The sequence below is a fragment of the Prevotella bivia DSM 20514 genome (genome assembly GCF_000262545.1).
In the GTDB taxonomy this organism is placed as follows: domain Bacteria; phylum Bacteroidota; class Bacteroidia; order Bacteroidales; family Bacteroidaceae; genus Prevotella; species Prevotella bivia.
Window position 1 is genome coordinate 899,444 of sequence record NZ_JH660660.1, and the last position, 16,186, is coordinate 915,629.

General features: G+C 39.3%; 12 protein-coding genes. 4 read left to right on the forward strand and 8 right to left on the reverse strand.

Annotated features, from left to right (window positions below):
- The first annotated feature begins 136 nt into the window (after positions 1-136).
- On the forward strand, positions 137-1,825 hold the full coding sequence (locus PREBIDRAFT_RS06130; RefSeq protein WP_004336334.1) for a phosphoethanolamine transferase: 1,689 nt from the start codon (positions 137-139) through the stop codon (positions 1,823-1,825).
- 354 nt (positions 1,826-2,179) lie between these two features.
- Here the strand turns inward: PREBIDRAFT_RS06130 and PREBIDRAFT_RS06135 are convergent, their stop codons facing one another.
- The 4 genes from PREBIDRAFT_RS06135 to PREBIDRAFT_RS06150 form a co-directional block, all read right to left on the reverse strand.
- Positions 2,180-3,199 carry a peptidoglycan DD-metalloendopeptidase family protein gene (locus PREBIDRAFT_RS06135; protein WP_004336335.1) on the reverse strand — a complete coding sequence of 340 codons (1,020 nt, stop codon included), beginning with the start codon at positions 3,197-3,199 and terminating at the stop codon, positions 2,180-2,182.
- Positions 3,200-3,470: 271 nt separating this feature from the next.
- Complete coding sequence (gene recG, locus PREBIDRAFT_RS06140) at positions 3,471-5,570, reverse strand: ATP-dependent DNA helicase RecG (RefSeq protein WP_004336337.1); 2,100 nt, start codon at positions 5,568-5,570, stop codon at positions 3,471-3,473.
- 15 nt (positions 5,571-5,585) lie between these two features.
- Complete coding sequence (locus PREBIDRAFT_RS06145; RefSeq protein ID WP_004336339.1) at positions 5,586-6,275, reverse strand: 2-C-methyl-D-erythritol 4-phosphate cytidylyltransferase; 690 nt, start codon at positions 6,273-6,275, stop codon at positions 5,586-5,588.
- A gap of 6 nt (positions 6,276-6,281) precedes the next feature.
- On the reverse strand, positions 6,282-6,857 hold the full coding sequence (locus tag PREBIDRAFT_RS06150) for a DJ-1 family glyoxalase III (RefSeq protein ID WP_004336341.1): 576 nt from the start codon (positions 6,855-6,857) through the stop codon (positions 6,282-6,284).
- 133 nt (positions 6,858-6,990) lie between these two features.
- On the opposite strand from PREBIDRAFT_RS06150, the gene PREBIDRAFT_RS06155 reads away from it, so the two are divergent.
- The 3 genes from PREBIDRAFT_RS06155 to PREBIDRAFT_RS06165 all read left to right on the forward strand — a co-directional run bounded on the left by PREBIDRAFT_RS06155 (position 6,991) and on the right by PREBIDRAFT_RS06165 (position 10,753).
- A complete protein-coding gene (locus tag PREBIDRAFT_RS06155; protein WP_004336343.1) occupies positions 6,991-7,902 on the forward strand; it encodes an NAD kinase in 912 nt (303 codons plus the stop codon).
- A 62-nt stretch (positions 7,903-7,964) separates the two neighbouring features.
- Positions 7,965-9,641, forward strand: a complete 1,677-nt coding sequence (locus PREBIDRAFT_RS06160) for an ABC transporter ATP-binding protein (protein ID WP_036875645.1) — start codon at positions 7,965-7,967, stop codon at positions 9,639-9,641.
- 110 nt (positions 9,642-9,751) lie between these two features.
- Positions 9,752-10,753, forward strand: coding sequence for a peroxiredoxin family protein (locus PREBIDRAFT_RS06165; protein ID WP_004339488.1), 1,002 nt, complete (start codon positions 9,752-9,754; stop codon positions 10,751-10,753).
- 354 nt (positions 10,754-11,107) lie between these two features.
- Here PREBIDRAFT_RS06165 and PREBIDRAFT_RS06170 read toward each other — a convergent pair whose 3' ends face one another.
- The 4 genes from PREBIDRAFT_RS06170 to PREBIDRAFT_RS06185 form a co-directional block, all read right to left on the reverse strand.
- On the reverse strand, positions 11,108-11,527 hold the full coding sequence (locus PREBIDRAFT_RS06170; protein ID WP_004339489.1) for a hypothetical protein: 420 nt from the start codon (positions 11,525-11,527) through the stop codon (positions 11,108-11,110).
- A gap of 55 nt (positions 11,528-11,582) precedes the next feature.
- Positions 11,583-12,365: a glycosyltransferase family 2 protein gene (locus tag PREBIDRAFT_RS06175; protein ID WP_004336351.1), complete on the reverse strand. Its 783-nt coding sequence runs from the start codon at positions 12,363-12,365 to the stop codon at positions 11,583-11,585.
- On the reverse strand, positions 12,362-13,636 hold the full coding sequence (locus tag PREBIDRAFT_RS06180) for a glycosyltransferase family 4 protein (protein ID WP_004336353.1): 1,275 nt from the start codon (positions 13,634-13,636) through the stop codon (positions 12,362-12,364). Before PREBIDRAFT_RS06180 ends, PREBIDRAFT_RS06175 begins: the two co-directional genes overlap by 4 nt.
- A 660-nt stretch (positions 13,637-14,296) precedes the next feature.
- Positions 14,297-16,162, reverse strand: coding sequence for a glycoside hydrolase family 13 protein (locus PREBIDRAFT_RS06185; RefSeq protein ID WP_004336355.1), 1,866 nt, complete (start codon positions 16,160-16,162; stop codon positions 14,297-14,299).
- Between the last annotated feature and the right edge of the window lie 24 nt (positions 16,163-16,186).

Genomic DNA, 16,186 nt, shown 5'->3' on the forward strand with positions numbered 1-16,186 from the left:
GGGGGATTTTATGCTTAGAAAAGACCCAAGAAACACCAAAGCACCTCACATCAACATATAGAGTCCCCAAAAGACACCTCAACATATAAAATTTTCTCACAAGAAAAAATACTGCGGAATTAAGGTTATAATAATTATGTTACAGCGTTTCTGTATACCATTAAAGATAAAGGGAAAGCAATTTTATGATAGCTATTTGTCTTGCTTTAATAATAAAGTTTTCTTTTATTTTCTTTTATTGAACTTAATATCTAACTGCTCTTATTTTTATACAGATCGAACATCGATACCCTTATTAATAATGATCTGTTTATCGGTCACAACTTCCATGATAGAGGTGGTGCTTTTTCGTGCGTTAGTGCGTTTTAAATGGCTTTCAAAGGCTTATTTGGTCTTGATGAGTGGGGGGCACATCTTTTTGATTTTATGCGATTATTTTTGTCTTTTTTACTTTCAAACAACTTTAAATCAAGATAAAATAGATATTATACGAGAGACTAATCCTGTCGAAACTTTAGAGTTTTTACATACTTATTTGTCATTTGGGCTTATTATAAGTATTATATTTGGAATTGTTATCCTTGTTTTATTACTAATTCGATTAGCTGCAATTTTATCCTATTTTAGGAAATTAAGTATTGTCTTTTCTATTTTATCTTTGTGTGGAGTTGCTGTATGGACTTTTATGGCGTTTAGTTATATATTATTCCATAATGGTTTTTCAATTCCACAATATACCTCTATAACTCGTATTTTATATTCTTACAAGATTTCCAAAGATCGTGAAGGGGATATTGTAAAGCTGTGTGCAGTATGTAAAAAAGTAAAAGGATCTTCAACGTTTGATGATAAACCAAACGTAATTGTGTTAATAGGAGAATCTTCTTCGGTATATCATTCGGAGTTATTTGGATATGATCATCATACTACTCCCAAATTAAAGCAACTAGAAAATCAAGGTAGTTTAATCGCTTTTGACGATGTAGTGTCTGTTGATGATCATACACATGGAGTAATGAAGTCGATATTTTCTTTAGATTCTATGGGTACAGCTTTTGGTAGCACTCCTCTGTTCCCAGCAGTTTATAAGAATAGTATGTATAAAGTGCATTGTTATGACAATCAGTATTTTGTAGGAGGAATTAATTTTCTTTCTTCTCCTGAATTGTCTAAGATAATGTTCACAGATCGTAATGAGACGAAATTTAGGTATGATGAAGAGCTTATTAAGAGTATAAAAATAGTAGATAATGCCTCACTTTATGTAGTTCATCTTTTAGGGCAGCATTATACTTATTCTACGAAATATCCTAATTCATGGAACAAATTTAAGGCTAAAGATTATGACGCTAATCGTTGGAATGAAGATCAGCGAGAGTTGATAGCACAATATGATAATGCCACTTTATATAATGATTTTGTCATTAGCTCTCTGATCCAAAAGTTTAAGGATACGAACACTATTCTTATTCATTTTTCAGATCATGGCGAAGAAGTTTTTGAAGTACGAGATTACAATGGGCATGGTAACGCTTCATTATCTCCAAATTTAAAATACCAAATACGTGTACCATTATTTATCTGGATGTCTGATAGTTATAAAAAGCTTCATAAAGATATTTATGAAAAAGCTTTAGCGAGTAAGCATGTTCCGATTATAACAGATGATATTTCGCATACAATTCTTGGTATCGGTGGTATTTCGACTAAATGGTATAAATCTTCACGTGATTTCTTATCTAATAATTATAATGCTAAAAAGCATAGAATAGTGCTACATACAATAGATTATGATGCTTATAAACCTACAGGAATAAGGAAGTGATAATTTTTGATAAGTTTACTTAGCGCGAAAACTTATATATTTTACCCCAAAAAATGGTCATTGTATATTGTAGAAGTCAATATGCAATGACCATTTTAGAGTTGATTCTACCAAGTTATTCATCTTGTGATTTCAGTATCTATAGTGTAGTATAGTAAAAGCGAGAAGATGTATTTTTATTGTTGCAGTTTAGTGGATAATGCTAAATAACCTATAGGCTATCGTTCTGCGAATTCTATAAAAACATAATGCCTTTTACACTATAGCATAGGTTTTATAGCCTTTATGTATCATACAAAACGCCCTCAGAAGTTAAAACTTTCTGAGGGCGTTAGTATTATGTATAAGTAGGGCTTACTTTGTAATTTTCAGCAATTGACCTGCTCGTGGGCGAGTAAACTTACTCAGACCATTCATGCGACAAAGCTGTTCAACGGTTATTCCATGCTGTTCGGCTATAGAAGCCAATGTTTCGCTATCTGACACTTTGTGATAGAATAATCGCTCACTAGTGTTGCTATAAGTAGTTTGTGGCGTACGACTAGAATAGTCGGTGTTATACTCTTCAGCGTTCATATTTGTATAAGTCTTTGGGCATGTTCGATAGCTACCATCACCTTGTATATTCCGACGCGAGTAAGGAAGGCTTGAGCTAGTGCCGCGAAGTGCTGTAGCACGAGCCGACTCGCTAGAGATATTGCTACGGCGGTACACATAATAGTCGCCTGTTACATCTTGATTAGCAAAGTCGAAGAAAAGAGCTGGGTTTAAAGCTACACCACAAAGACGCGTTTCAAAATGAAGATGCGAGCCTGTAGAACGCCCAGTATTACCTCCAAGCCCAATAGGTTGCCCTGCTTGTACATACTGATTTTCTCTTACTAATTGGCGTGAGAGATGTCCATAGATTGTCTCTAAACCATTGTTATGTCGAATAACAATGTATTTTCCATAACCATTAGCATTATATTTTACGATACGAACTCGCCCAGAAAAAGCCGAACGTATGGTATCGCCGATATATACTTTAATATCCATTCCTTGATGATTACGCCCCCAACGGCGACCAAAGTTACTTGTAATCACACGGCTAGGTGTTGGTATTACAAAACCACGGAGATCAATTTTGTAAACATCAGGAAGAGTAGTCTGACGATGTGCATAGGTATTATTCCAATCATCGTATAAGTCTGATGCTGGCTCTTCCTTTTCTTCTGCCTCTTTTAGCCTATTGATGACCATAGTGTCAAGCGTATTAACGCGTCTGTCAACAGGTGCTTGCAAAGCTAATCGATCTTGTGCTTTAGCAGATTGGGCTGAAAAAGCCAATACAGAACTAAGGAATATCGTTTTTATTATATTCTTTATTATCATAAAAATATACTACTTTTTATACGCTTCTTACTTATCAAAAGGTAGGAGCAAAAAGGTTAAGTTATGGTGGCTGAAATAGGAAAGATGAACATTACAAAAGGTCATCAAAATCAAGCCTACTTTGCAAAGATAAAAAAAATATGCCTTTCCACTTGCACCTTAACAGTTTTTATAGCAATATTAACACACTTGTGATAGTCATAAAAGGCTTTGTAACTACTATAAACAGGGGGTATGAGAGATATTTTGTAGTTAAAATGCAATATTGCTGTTATGAGATAGCAGCCCAGTTTATATTAGTTTTTCTTAACGTTTTTAGTCTGCTCCAAAGCATTTGATATTCTGATTTATTACAAGTAGGATCGGTTTCAATGATATTTCTAGCCTCATCACGTGCCATTTGCACCAACTGCCCATCACGTGCTATATCGGCTATCTTTAAGTCGAACGCTATACCACTTTGCTGTGTACCTTCCAAATCGCCAGGACCACGAAGCTTTAAGTCGGCTTCTGCTATTTCAAATCCATCGTTTGTACCACAAATTACATCAATGCGTTTCTTGGTTTCTTTGGTGAGTTTATGATTGGTTACTAAGATGCAATAGCTCTGTTGGGCACCTCTGCCTACACGACCACGCAACTGATGCAACTGTGATAGTCCGAAACGCTGGGCATCAAGAATTACCATTACCGAGGCATTAGGCACGTTTACACCTACCTCTATTACTGTTGTAGCCACAAGTATTTGCGTTTGTCCTAAAACAAACTTCTGCATCTCTTCTTCCTTTTCCTTATCTTTCATCTTGCCATGGATCTTGCTAAGGTGAAATTCGGGAAAGGCTTCTTTGAGCGTAATATACCCTTCTTCGAGGTTTTTAAGGTCGCTCTTCTCGCTTTCTTTTATGAGCGGGAATACAATATACACCTGCCGACCTCGCAGTATCTGCTGCCGAATGCCTTGATAAAGACTCGTTGTTTGGTCGTCATATTTATGAATGGTTGCAATGGGTTTACGTCCTGGAGGCAATTCGTCGATGATACTCACGTCCAAATCGCCATAAATGGTCATAGCAAGGGTGCGAGGAATGGGGGTAGCGGTCATTACTAGCACGTGTGGAGGTTGCTCGCTTTTTGTCCAAAGGCGTGCGCGCTGTGCCACACCAAAGCGATGCTGCTCATCAATAACTGCTACACCTAACTTTTGAAAGGCGACAGTTTCTTCTAAAATAGCATGTGTTCCCACCAAAATATGAATGGTACCATCTACCAATCCCTCCAATATTGCCTTGCGCTTCTTACCTTTTACAATGCCTGTAAGTAGCTCTACACGGAGGTTCATACCATGGAGAAATTCACGGATGGTTTGCAAATGTTGCTCTGCCAATATCTCTGTAGGAGCCACTAGGCAAGCCTGAAAACCATTATCAACACCTATAAGCATTGACATCAGTGCTACAAGCGTTTTACCAGAGCCAACATCGCCCTGCAAAAGGCGGTTCATTTGCCGTCCACTTCCCATATCGGCACGGATCTCTTTCATAACACGTTTCTGCGCATTGGTAAGTGCAAAGGGGAGGTTATGATGATAGAACCAATTGAATTGCTCGCCTATTCGCTTAAACGCATAGCCTCTATATTTGCGATGATGGTCGCTAGCATAGCGCAGAATATTGAGCTGAACATAAAACAATTCTTCAAACTTTAAGCGCATTCTGGCACGCTGGGTGTCCTCAACGCTCTTAGGATAATGTATTTTTCGGAAAGCTTCATCGCGCGAAATGAGATGAAGATGGGTGGTAATAAAGGGAGGAAGCGTTTCTTCTAAGGGGGTGGTAAGCTTAGAAATGAGTACTTTTGTGAGCTTTTCCATAGCACGCGAGGAAAGAGAAGCATTCTTCATCTTCTCTGTTGTAACATAGAAAGGCTGCATACCCATATCGTTGAGCTGCAATTGGGAAGCATCATCTATATCGGGGTGAGTAAATTGGAAACGCCCATTGTAAAACCCGGGCTTTCCAAACACTACATATTCCTTGCCTACTTGATAGTTTTTGTAAACGTATTGTGTACCATTAAACCATACCAAATCGCACACTCCGTGCCCATCGGAGAAATGTGCTATGATGCGCTTCTTACGCCTTCCCATGTCGTATTCCTCAAAGCTAAGGATCTTGCCTTTGATTTGTACGAAAGGCATATCTTGTGAAAGTTCAGAAATAAGATACACCTTTGTGCGGTCGATATACTTATAAGGATAATACTCTAACAAGTCACGATAAGTGTTTATACCAAGTTCTTTACTTAGTATATCCTTTCGCCGAGGTCCCACACCAGGCAAATACATAATGTCTTGATCGAGTATGTCTAGCAAAATGTTATCTTCTTATTATTTATGATTGCTTTCATTTTGGCAAATTACCTCTGCCACTTTGAGGTCGAAAGGTGTTGTAAGCTTGATATTCTCACGATTTCCTTCCACCATTTCCACCTTTTGTCCGAGGCTTTCCACCACACTAGCATCGTCGGTGAAACCATCGTTTTCTTCTTGTTGATAGGCTCTTTTAACGAGAGAAATATCGAATACTTGTGGCGTTTGTACCAAACGATACTCGCTTCGTTGCACATTCTCACCACTACCATCTTGTGAAATATGACGCAAAGTGTCGTTAACATTGAGTACGGGAATCACTGCTTGGCTGGTGAGTGTAGCCTCAAAGCATCGCAAAATGGTATCAATAGAAACGAAAGGACGCACTCCGTCGTGAATGGCTACATAGCCATCGGCGTTGTCGGGGATAAGCTGTAAGCCATTCTTCGACGACTGAAAGCGTGTTGCTCCACCATTGGCTAGCTGGTAATCGTCGGTAAATTGGTATTCTTCGCACAAACGTTGCCAATACGCTTGTTGCTCTTTGGGCAAAACAAGGATTATTTTCAACGTGGGATCATAGGCATGAAATCGCTTAATAGTGCGCATTAACACGGGCAAACCAGCTACTGGCAAAAACTGTTTTGGCACTTCTCCGCCCATACGTAAGCCCTTGCCCCCTGCTACGATAATAGCATATTTCTCCATAATCGGTTATTTTGCGCTGGCAAGCACCTTATTATATAGCATGCTTTCCTTTACTTTTTCTACCTCTGAGGCAGGCACAAAATAGCTTAATAGTTGGTAAGCGTATGGCAAAACAGCTACTGGTCCAGCACCTGTAGTTACGTTTTCATCTACCTGAACTAATGCTCCTGTAGGTTCAGCTCCATTGATAAGATATGCTTCCATACCTGGATAGATCGTGGCTTTCTTACCGTTCAGAATGCCAATAGAAGCAAAAACAAGCGGAGCTGCACACACAGCACCTAGCAATCTTCCACTTTCAAACTGCTCTAGTAAAACTTTTCGTACGCCTTCATGCTCATTAAGGTTAGTAGAACCAGGCATACCGCCGGGTAGAAGCATCATATCGGCATCGTCAAAGTTTGCAATATCCTCTAACAAAGCATCTGCTTCGATGTTTACTCCATGTGAAGAACGCACCATCTTGTTGCCCGTTACGCTCACAAGACATACCTCAACACCACCTCGGCGAAGAATATCTATAGGTGCAATGGCTTCCATTTCCTCAAAGCCAGTAGCTAGAAACTCATAAACTTTAGCCATAATATTTTATTTTTACGATTATAAATTGAATAAAAAACTATACTTTTGCAAGTAATATCTCTTGCAAATGTACTAAATATTCGTGGCTTAGTGCGGATAGCAAGACTAAAGATTTATAAAACATCTACTTTTTATGACAGAAAAGAAGCTCAGCTTTGCAATATTTGGAAGCAAGTCGGGAGCAGCAAAATCAAACCGAATAAGCGAGCTAATCGAGAAACTTCGATCGAAAAATGCTACTATATACGTTGAGAAATATTTTCTTAATGCCTTTGCTTCGAGCATAGATCGGGAAGCAAAGCGAGATATTTGTGCCTTTGAAGTGATTGACTTTTCGGTGGATTTCATTATCTCTTTGGGGGGCGATGGAACTTTTTTAAGAGCAATAGGGCGTACAGGAAGTTTGCAAGTCCCTATCATTGGCGTAAATATGGGGCGACTGGGCTTTCTTGCTAATATACCACAAGAGGAACTAAACCTCACGATTGACAACATTTATGCTAATGAGTTTAGTGTGGAGGAACGTGCGGTAATTAAGTTGGAATGTCCTGATCGAGAAATTATCATTAATCCTTTTGCTCTCAACGATATTGCTATTCTGAAACGAGATATGGCTGCTATGATCTCTATCCGTATGGCTATCAATGGAGAATTTCTTACTGCTTACCTTGCCGATGGCTTAGTAATAAGTACGCCAACAGGATCGACAGCTTACTCGTTATCGATTGGTGGTCCTATAATGGTGCCTCAAACTAGCACGCTAAGCATAACGCCTGTAGCACCACATAGTCTTAATATTCGCCCTATCGTTATTAGTGATGAGGCTGAAATAACGTTAGAAGTGGAGAGTAGAAGCCACAATTTTCTCGTTGCTATCGACGGAAGATCTGTAAAAATGAAAGAAGGTACCACCTTAACCATTCGCAAAGCACCTTACAAAGTGAAGATACTAAAGCCTAAAAACAATACTTTCTTTAGAACTTTACGCGAAAAACTGATGTGGGGAGCTGATACAAGAAAGCTGGGTGGTAAGCTATCTAAATAAAAAGTATTAATGAGGAAATAAAAAATCCACTACTAGAAAAATATTTTTCATGAATGAATAATATGAACAAAAAGCTAAAAAACCTACTAAGGATACCCGAAACGAAATATTCTACCAAAGAAATTTATGCTTGGTTATGGCTTGCTTGGAAAGGTAACCGCACTCAAGCTATGATCAATGCCATAATAGGTTTGCTAGGAGTAATGGTTTCGCTAACTGTGGTGTGGGGCATGCAGCATGCCATTGATGTATCTTCGCATGTAATATCTGGTAGCATCGTGATGGCTGTTGTTGTACTTGGTATACTCTTCTTTGCTGATTTCGGATTGCACGTTGCCTCCATTTGGGTAAGAAATTTGCTAGGAATAAAGGCACAAAACAGAATGCAACAGCAGCTACTAGATAGAATGCTACGTTCGGAATGGAAAGGAAGGGATAGTTATCATAGTGGAGATGTGCTCAACCGACTAGAATTTGACGTAACCAATGTCGTAACTTTCCTCACTGAAACCATTCCCAATTCGCTCTCTACCCTAACCCTTTTCATAGGTGCATTTACCTATTTAGCATTGATGGATTGGCGATTAGCAATTGTTATCATCGCTATGGTACCTTTTTTTATATTGTTGAGCCGAGTGTATGTAAGACAGATGCGCCGATTGGTAAAAGATGTTCGCACTTCCGACTCAAAGGTACAAAGTGTTCTCCAAGAAAGTATTCAGCATCGTGTGTTGATAAAAACGCTAGAAAGCGACGACTTTATTGTTAATCGCCTAGAAACAACACAAAACAAATTGCGTAAAAAGGTAGTGAAGAAAACAAAGTTTTCAATATTCTCAAGCACAGTCCTTCAGTTTGGTTTCGTGTTGGGCTACCTCATCGCCTTTGCTTGGGCAGCCTTTCGTTTATCAGCGGGAACACTTACCTTTGGTGGAATGACAGCTTTCTTACAGCTCGTAAATAAGATACAATCGCCAGCTAGACAACTCACACAGTTGGTACCTGCTTTCGTGTCTGTATTCACAGCAGCAGAGCGTTTAATGGAATTAGAGGAAGTACCACTTGAGAAACAGGGCGACGCTATTGAGCTAGAAGCACCATGTGGTATAAAGTTAAACAACATATCCTACCAATATTTCGATGCCGATACTCCTGTAATCAAGGATCTTAGCTTCGATTTTCACCCGGGATCATGTACTGCTGTGCTAGGCGAAACAGGGTCGGGAAAGACTACTTTGATACGAATACTTCTAGCATTGCTAAAGCCGACATCGGGTAGCGTAGAAATATATGGCAGAGAAGAACGTATGGAACTAAACCCATTGATGCGCACCAACTTCGTATATGTACCTCAAGGAAATACGCTAATGAGCGGAACCATTCGTGAAAACCTCAAAATGGGCAAGGAAAATGCTACTGAAGAGGAGATGAACAAGGCTTTAAAAAAGAGTTGTGCCGACTTTGTTCTCAATCTGCCCAATGGACTTGATACGGTGTGTTCGGAGCAAGGTGGAGGCTTGAGCGAGGGGCAAGCACAACGCATTGCCATAGCTCGATCATTGTTGAGGGATAAGAGCATTATGATCTTTGATGAAGCAACATCAGCACTCGACCCAGAAACGGAGAAACAATTGCTTAAAAACATCCTCGCTCATCACGATAAAACCGTGATATTTATAACTCATCGTCCTGCAGTGGTAGAGTATTGCAACCAAGTGCTGACCATAGAGAAAATATAAAGAGGGTTTGCCTAATTAAGAATAAGATAGTATATTTGCAAAACGATGTGATACTCATTTGAATATATTTCCATACATCATAACACAAAAATAGATAATATATCAGCCGTATGAAACGAAGTTTATTAGCACTAGCAAGCATGTTGTTGCTTTGTCTAGGAACAACAAACGCACAAAATAACACAACAGCACAAACTGTAAACACCGATGCTACTTATGCCAAAGACTTACTCCAACCAGGCACAATAGCACCTAACTTTAGCCTAAAAACTTACGATAATCGCACAATTAGATTAAGCGATTTCCGCGGAAAATATCTTGTTATCGACTTTTGGGCTAGTTGGTGTCCTGACTGTCGTAAAGATATTCCTGCTATGAAGGAGCTTTATAGCAAATATTCTACACAAGGAGTGAACTTCCTAGGCATCTCGTTTGATACCGACAAAGAGCGTTGGGCAAAGACTTATTGGGGTACTTACCAGATGGCTTGGACACAGGTGAGCGAGCTAAAAAAGTGGAAAAAGGGTTCTGTTATCGACCAACTCTATAAAGTAAACTGGATCCCACTGATGTATTTGATCGATCCTAACGGCAAGATCATTCTAGGAATTACTGAAGTAACCAAACTAAAGGAAACGTTAGAAAGTATCAACACCGCAAGCGTATTAGACAATAATAGCCCTAAAGCACAATTTAAAGGCGGGCAAAGAGCATTCGATGATTATACGATAGAGCATCTTAAAGGTGTGTTTTGCGATAAGAAAGCGAATGTAAAAGCGGATCTTGTTGTACGTTTCACAGTGATGTTCGATGGTCAGGTAACTGGTGCTCACGTGGTAAAAGTGAAGAATGTTGAGGCAAGTGGTTCTCAATATAATAAGATGACACAAGCAAAGCGTCAGGCTTTTATCGCTAAAAGGTTAGCTGAATATAAGAAAGAGGCTGTACGATTTATGACTACCAAAACAAAAATAGCTCCCGATGTCCAGCTAAAACATTTGTGGAAGAAGCCTTGGAAAGAAGTGGGTATGCCTCTTTGGGAGCCTGCTACAGTAAATGGTAAGCCTATTCAGACTAACCAAACAGTAACTCTGAACTTCGGTTGCTTATAAGCCAATAAGGGCTACAAGACGCATAACTACATAAAAAAGTTTATATCTATACTCATGCCAAAATGCCTTCCGAAAGTGATATAACAACTTTCGGAAGGCATTTTATTTTCTCTTTTCGGTTTCAAAAATGGAAAAATAAAAGTAAGCGGAACAGAAAAGTTGAGTAGTAAAAATATACAATAGTAAAGTAAAACATCATCTTTTGAGTTGTAAAAGATGATGTTTTACCTCATAAAATATTATCTCTTATGTGGGTTTTGATTATCAACTGTTTATGTATAGATAGCTGATGCGCTAATGAAAGTGCTACTGTAAAAGAATATACAAGTAGCAAAAATGTAACAGTTGCGTGTTTTACTTTGTTGCAACGCTATCCTTTTTGAAAGAATCGGAGATGCCCTTGCCAAGCTTTTTAAAGAATTTCTTACCACTTTGTCCAACTTTTCTCGTCGCTTCACCCAGCGTTTTCCACTCGCGTTTAGCCACAGTGCTGACACCTTTTCCAAATTCTTTCAGACCATGTCTGGCTTGTAGCTCACCAGAGTCGGGGCTTTCTGTTGTGGTAGTCTTGGTGTGTTGAGGCGTAGGAACAGTTGTTGTACGTGTTGTAGTAGTTGTAGTTACGGTGGTAACAGTTTTAGTTCTTACCGTACCACTATTCTTTTTCACTAAGTTGGGTGAAGCTCCTGCCACACCGCTGTATTGACTTTGCGCACTAGCCGATAGGCTTACGGCTGCTAAAGTAATAATAATAGCCATCCTTGTTGTTTTCATCTTTTTTCCTTATTACTATGTTATTCTTATGATCGGATAGCGAAAAAATCGCTTTTTATTTCTTCATAACGTTGCGAACCAAGAAACCTAAGTGGTGGAAAGTAGTTTTTATTACCCCATAATGCTTACACATTACCTTGTAACGCTCTATCAATGATGCACGATGATGTTGTGTTGTTTGTCCCTCTTCGAGATAGTTTGCCACTACGGCATGCACGTTTCGTAGAGACAAGCCATGACGTTCGCCCTCTTTCATCACCCTAATGCACCAATCCACATCTGACGAATAGCGATAGCGTGTATTGTAAGGTAGCTTTTTGGCTATGTCTGTTCGTGCATAAAAGGCTTGATGACACACGAGCATCCCTTCTTCGAACGATTGCCATGTAAGCTCTTCTGGAGGCTCTAAATGGCGGTGATAAAGAAAGATACCGTCTTTGTCAATAATGTCGGTATTGCCATATACCACAGCAGGACTTTCCTCCCCATCTCCCGGAAGGGCTACTGTAGCCACTTTATCCAATGTTTCTGTGTCTGGAAAACGATCGCCAGCGTTGAGGAAAACAATGTAAGTTCCTGTGGCTTTTTGTAAGCCTTTATTCATTGCATCGTAAAGCCCTTTATCGGGTTCGCTCTGTATCAAGACTGTGTGTCCATTCTCTGCTTTGTCAGAAAAGGCTTGGTAGTCGCGTGCCATTTGCACCGTATTATCCTTTGAAGCACCATCTATAATGATATGCTCTACATGAGAATAGTCTTGCATAAGCACACTGTCAAGGGTAGGCTGCAAAACTTTTTCGGCGTTGTAGGTAATGGTTACGACGGAGAAAGTAATCATAATTTATAATTTTTGTAAGCTAAAGCTTCATAATATACATTGATATATTGCTCGGCTACATTGCGTTCGGAATACGTATGTTGCACCTTTCCTACGGCTGATGTGGAGAGATGCAGGTAGTCGGCATCGGAAAGCACCCAATGAATGCCTTTTGCTAGATCGGCTGCATCGCGCTCTTTTGCAACATAGCCATTTTCTAAATGGTCAATCATCTCTGGTATTCCGCCCACTTTGAAGCTAACACAAGGAATGCCACATGCCATAGCTTCCATAATAGTGTTGGGTAGATTATCCTCAAGTGAAGGTAAAACAAAGACATTAGCAGCGTTATATACATCGCGGATTTTTTCTTGGTCGGCTACATATCCGAGAGGATATGTAGGCAAAGCAAGCTTGTTGGCAATCTCTTCAGCATGTCCACCAAGAATGGTAATGCAGGTGTTTTCCTTCATTGCTGGGTGCTCTTTCGATATTTGTTCGATAGCCTCAATGAAGAGTTCCATACCCTTTCTCGTGTCGGTAACACGCTGGGAAACGAAGAGTATCACGTTTTTATCTGTAGGAATACCTAGTTTTTTGCGTGCTTCATACTTGTCTTGTGGTAAGAAAATAGTGGTATCAATAGGGTTGGGAATGCTCTGTACAGCATGTTCTTTTAATAGTTTGCTGCGTTTTGCTTCCCTGCAAAGCCATCTACTGCATGTTACAAAATAGATATGTCCACGATCATATACCTTGCTTTTTTTATTCCATACAGTGGCTGCAAGATCATTATTTGAGCCACCGTAGGGAAGAAGTGAGCAGTTATGGCATCCTTCTTCGTAGTATTTGCAGCCACGCGCATAGTGGCAAATAGCTGTTGCTGGCCACAGATCGTGCATAGTCCATATTATGGCTTTCCCCGACTTGATAATCTTTTGAATACCATCGAGCGATAGCATACCTTGGTTTATCCACGACAAATGAATGACATCGGCTTCTTTAAATTCTGGAAGCTTGGTTATATCCACCCCAGAATTGGCAATATCTATTTCGAAAAGGTGTTGCTTGTTGAAGTGAAGTTTAGCATAAATGCACAGGCGTTCCCACAAAAAGTGCCATTTTGTTCGCCACGATTTACGAAGTCCAACAACTGTAAGTTTGTCGGTTTCTTTCTCTCGTACTAGCATCTTTGCCTTTACACCTTGCTTGTTTAAGGCGTTAAGGAGACGATTAGCAGCCACAGCAGCACCACCCGTCTGTTCGCTTGTATTTACAATTAGAATGCGCATTGTGCTATATTTATTTGGTTCGAACTCGTTATTGCCTCTGAAAAGCAGTTACAAGTATGTGCAAACTTACACAAAAAGGTTGAACTTCACAAAGTAATTGCGTGGGTTTAAAGTAAAAATAGGGTATTTTTAGAATACTAACGGCGGTGAGGTTGTATATTTATTACAACAAAACGAGTATATAATATTTTTGTTGCATATATATAGTTGTGTGGTAAAGGAGTTGTTTTTGTAAAGTAGGTCATAAACGATAAAAATGTAACTTGCTAGTGTTTACGCACACAATTGCGTTTGACTTATATCAAGAAAATAGGGTTTTTCCTAAAAAAGTAGGGTTTTCCCCTTGCGGCTTTCTAAACTTCTGCATACCTTTGCATCATCAAAAGGTTAATAGATTGTTTAGGTTAGTAATAATAGATTTAGGTTTTTAGTTATTTTATTTAGGTAAATGTTTAATAAGATTGTTCAGGAATAACAAAGGCAACCGTGAGGCTCCCTTCTTTTAAACACGAACTTTTTATATTATTAAACATACATTAAACGCCAGAGCTCGCTAGAGAGTTTTGGCGTTATTTTTTGTAATATTTGGTAGTAGAAATGATAAGTGGTGATAAGTATTTTAACAATTATACTTACCACCACTTGTTATGTGCTATCTTTTTAGAACTCTAATATCATCACACCGCTTTGTGGGAGCGTAATGTTCTGTGTGAGATCCACTTTCTGACCAGTGAGAATATCTGTGGCAACAGTGGCAGATCCTATCAACTCAGCATAGTGTTTTACTTGTAGCTGAGCTTCTTTGCGTGTTCCATTCTCCACTGTCATTACCGTTTTCCCACCATATTGACGTGCCAAAACATAGATTCCTTTGAGCGGAACAAATTGCGTTTGTGTGCCTTTGCTAATCACTTCATTGCCTTTTCGCCATTGTAGCAAACGAGAAACCCAGTCGAACATAGCGTTTTCAGCAGTAGTTCTGCCTTCTTTGGTAAACTTATTTTGAGTATCTCCTGCAAAACCACCAGGGAAATCCTTACGTACATTACCATCAGTAACGGCTTTTGTACCATTCATTAAGATCTCAGAGCCATAATATAATTGTGGTGTACGCTTCATTGTGAGCAACAGCGCATAGGCTTGTTTTAGGAAGGTAGCATCCTTTTCATCGCCTAAGAAGCGGTCAGTATCATGGTTTTCGACAAATGCTAGCACACTAGCTGGGTTAGGATAGAGATAGTCTAGCCCTAAAGAGGTATAAATCTTGGCAAACCCGTCATCCCATTGATTAGTTTCTTCATGCTTTATTCGGTTGATACGGTCGAAGAAAGCAAAGTCCATCACTGACTTTAGGTTGCTGTTTTTATCGCTCAGCTTACTGTCTTTTTGCCATGCAGCTGTGTAAGAAGGTTCGGTAACCCATGTTTCACCAACAGTATTAAAGTTAGGATATTCTTTGTTAAGCACCTCTAACCAATGCGCCATAGCATCACGGTCAGTATATGGGTAGGTATCCATTCTGATACCATCAATACCTGCATTTTCAATCCACCATACTGAGTTTTGTATCAAATACTTCATCACATAAGGGTTCTTTTGATTAAGATCGGGCATAGATGCGACAAACCATCCATTCGTAGTTTCGTCTAAATCCACTTTACTAGCATAAGGATCTAAGACCGAGTTGAGTTTAAAAGAAGTTTGTAAGCCATAATTTGGATAGTTAAACCAGTCCTTTGAAGGCATATCTTTGTTCCAAGGGTGATAACTTCCGCAATGGTTAAAGATCATATCCATCACTACTTTCATACCTTTGCTATGGCACGCTTCAATAAGATTTTTATAGTCTTCATTCGTTCCAAAGCGTGGATCTACACGGTAATAATTGGTAGTAGCATAACCATGATACGAGCTATGCTTACCGTTTTCCGCAGGCATATCGTTTTCAAGTACAGGGGTAAACCATAGTGCTGTAACACCAAGCGATGTGAAATAATCGAGGTGTTGGCGAACACCTTCCAAGTCGCCACCATGTCTTAGGCTTGGTTCTTGTCGGTTACACAGTTGGTCGCGCATACCTTTTATCACATCGTTTTTAGGATTTCCGTTAGCAAAACGATCGGGCATCAATAGATAAAGCACATCGGTATTGTCAAATCCCTTACGGTCTTTCCCTGCCATTTGTCGTGTTTTTAGCTCGTATGGCTTTGAGAATTTCTTACCTTTATTAGTAAAGTTGAGCTTAATCTGTCCTGCCTTTGCATCTGAAAGATTAAGATATAAGAGGAGATAATTAGGCGAATCAAGGCGAACTATAGAGTCGAGTTTTACGCCTCCACCCTCTATTTGCACATTAGCTGTTTTGATACCTTCTCCATATATCATAAGTTGTAAGCTAGGATCTTGCATTCCCACATACCAATTAGTGGGTTCTATGCGATCGATAGTAGTTCTTTTTTGTGCTTCTGTGTTAGTTGTTAGGAACATTAAGCTCGCTAAAATCATTAAAAATGCTTCTTTCTTCATATTGTGATAATGAGTTATAGGAGT

Coding starts and splice junctions, on each gene's coding strand:
- PREBIDRAFT_RS06145 (WP_004336339.1), bottom strand. CDS start 6,275: ATGGAGAAATATGCTATTATCGTAGCAGGGGGCAAGGGCTTACGTATG.
- PREBIDRAFT_RS06135 (WP_004336335.1), bottom strand. CDS start 3,199: ATGATAATAAAGAATATAATAAAAACGATATTCCTTAGTTCTGTATTG.
- PREBIDRAFT_RS06160 (WP_036875645.1), top strand. CDS start 7,965: ATGAACAAAAAGCTAAAAAACCTACTAAGGATACCCGAAACGAAATAT.
- PREBIDRAFT_RS06175 (WP_004336351.1), bottom strand. CDS start 12,365: ATGATTACTTTCTCCGTCGTAACCATTACCTACAACGCCGAAAAAGTT.
- PREBIDRAFT_RS06150 (WP_004336341.1), bottom strand. CDS start 6,857: ATGGCTAAAGTTTATGAGTTTCTAGCTACTGGCTTTGAGGAAATGGAA.
- PREBIDRAFT_RS06170 (WP_004339489.1), bottom strand. CDS start 11,527: ATGAAAACAACAAGGATGGCTATTATTATTACTTTAGCAGCCGTAAGC.
- PREBIDRAFT_RS06165 (WP_004339488.1), top strand. CDS start 9,752: ATGAAACGAAGTTTATTAGCACTAGCAAGCATGTTGTTGCTTTGTCTA.
- PREBIDRAFT_RS06180 (WP_004336353.1), bottom strand. CDS start 13,636: ATGCGCATTCTAATTGTAAATACAAGCGAACAGACGGGTGGTGCTGCT.
- PREBIDRAFT_RS06130 (WP_004336334.1), top strand. CDS start 137: ATGTTACAGCGTTTCTGTATACCATTAAAGATAAAGGGAAAGCAATTT.
- PREBIDRAFT_RS06185 (WP_004336355.1), bottom strand. CDS start 16,162: ATGAAGAAAGAAGCATTTTTAATGATTTTAGCGAGCTTAATGTTCCTA.
- PREBIDRAFT_RS06155 (WP_004336343.1), top strand. CDS start 6,991: ATGACAGAAAAGAAGCTCAGCTTTGCAATATTTGGAAGCAAGTCGGGA.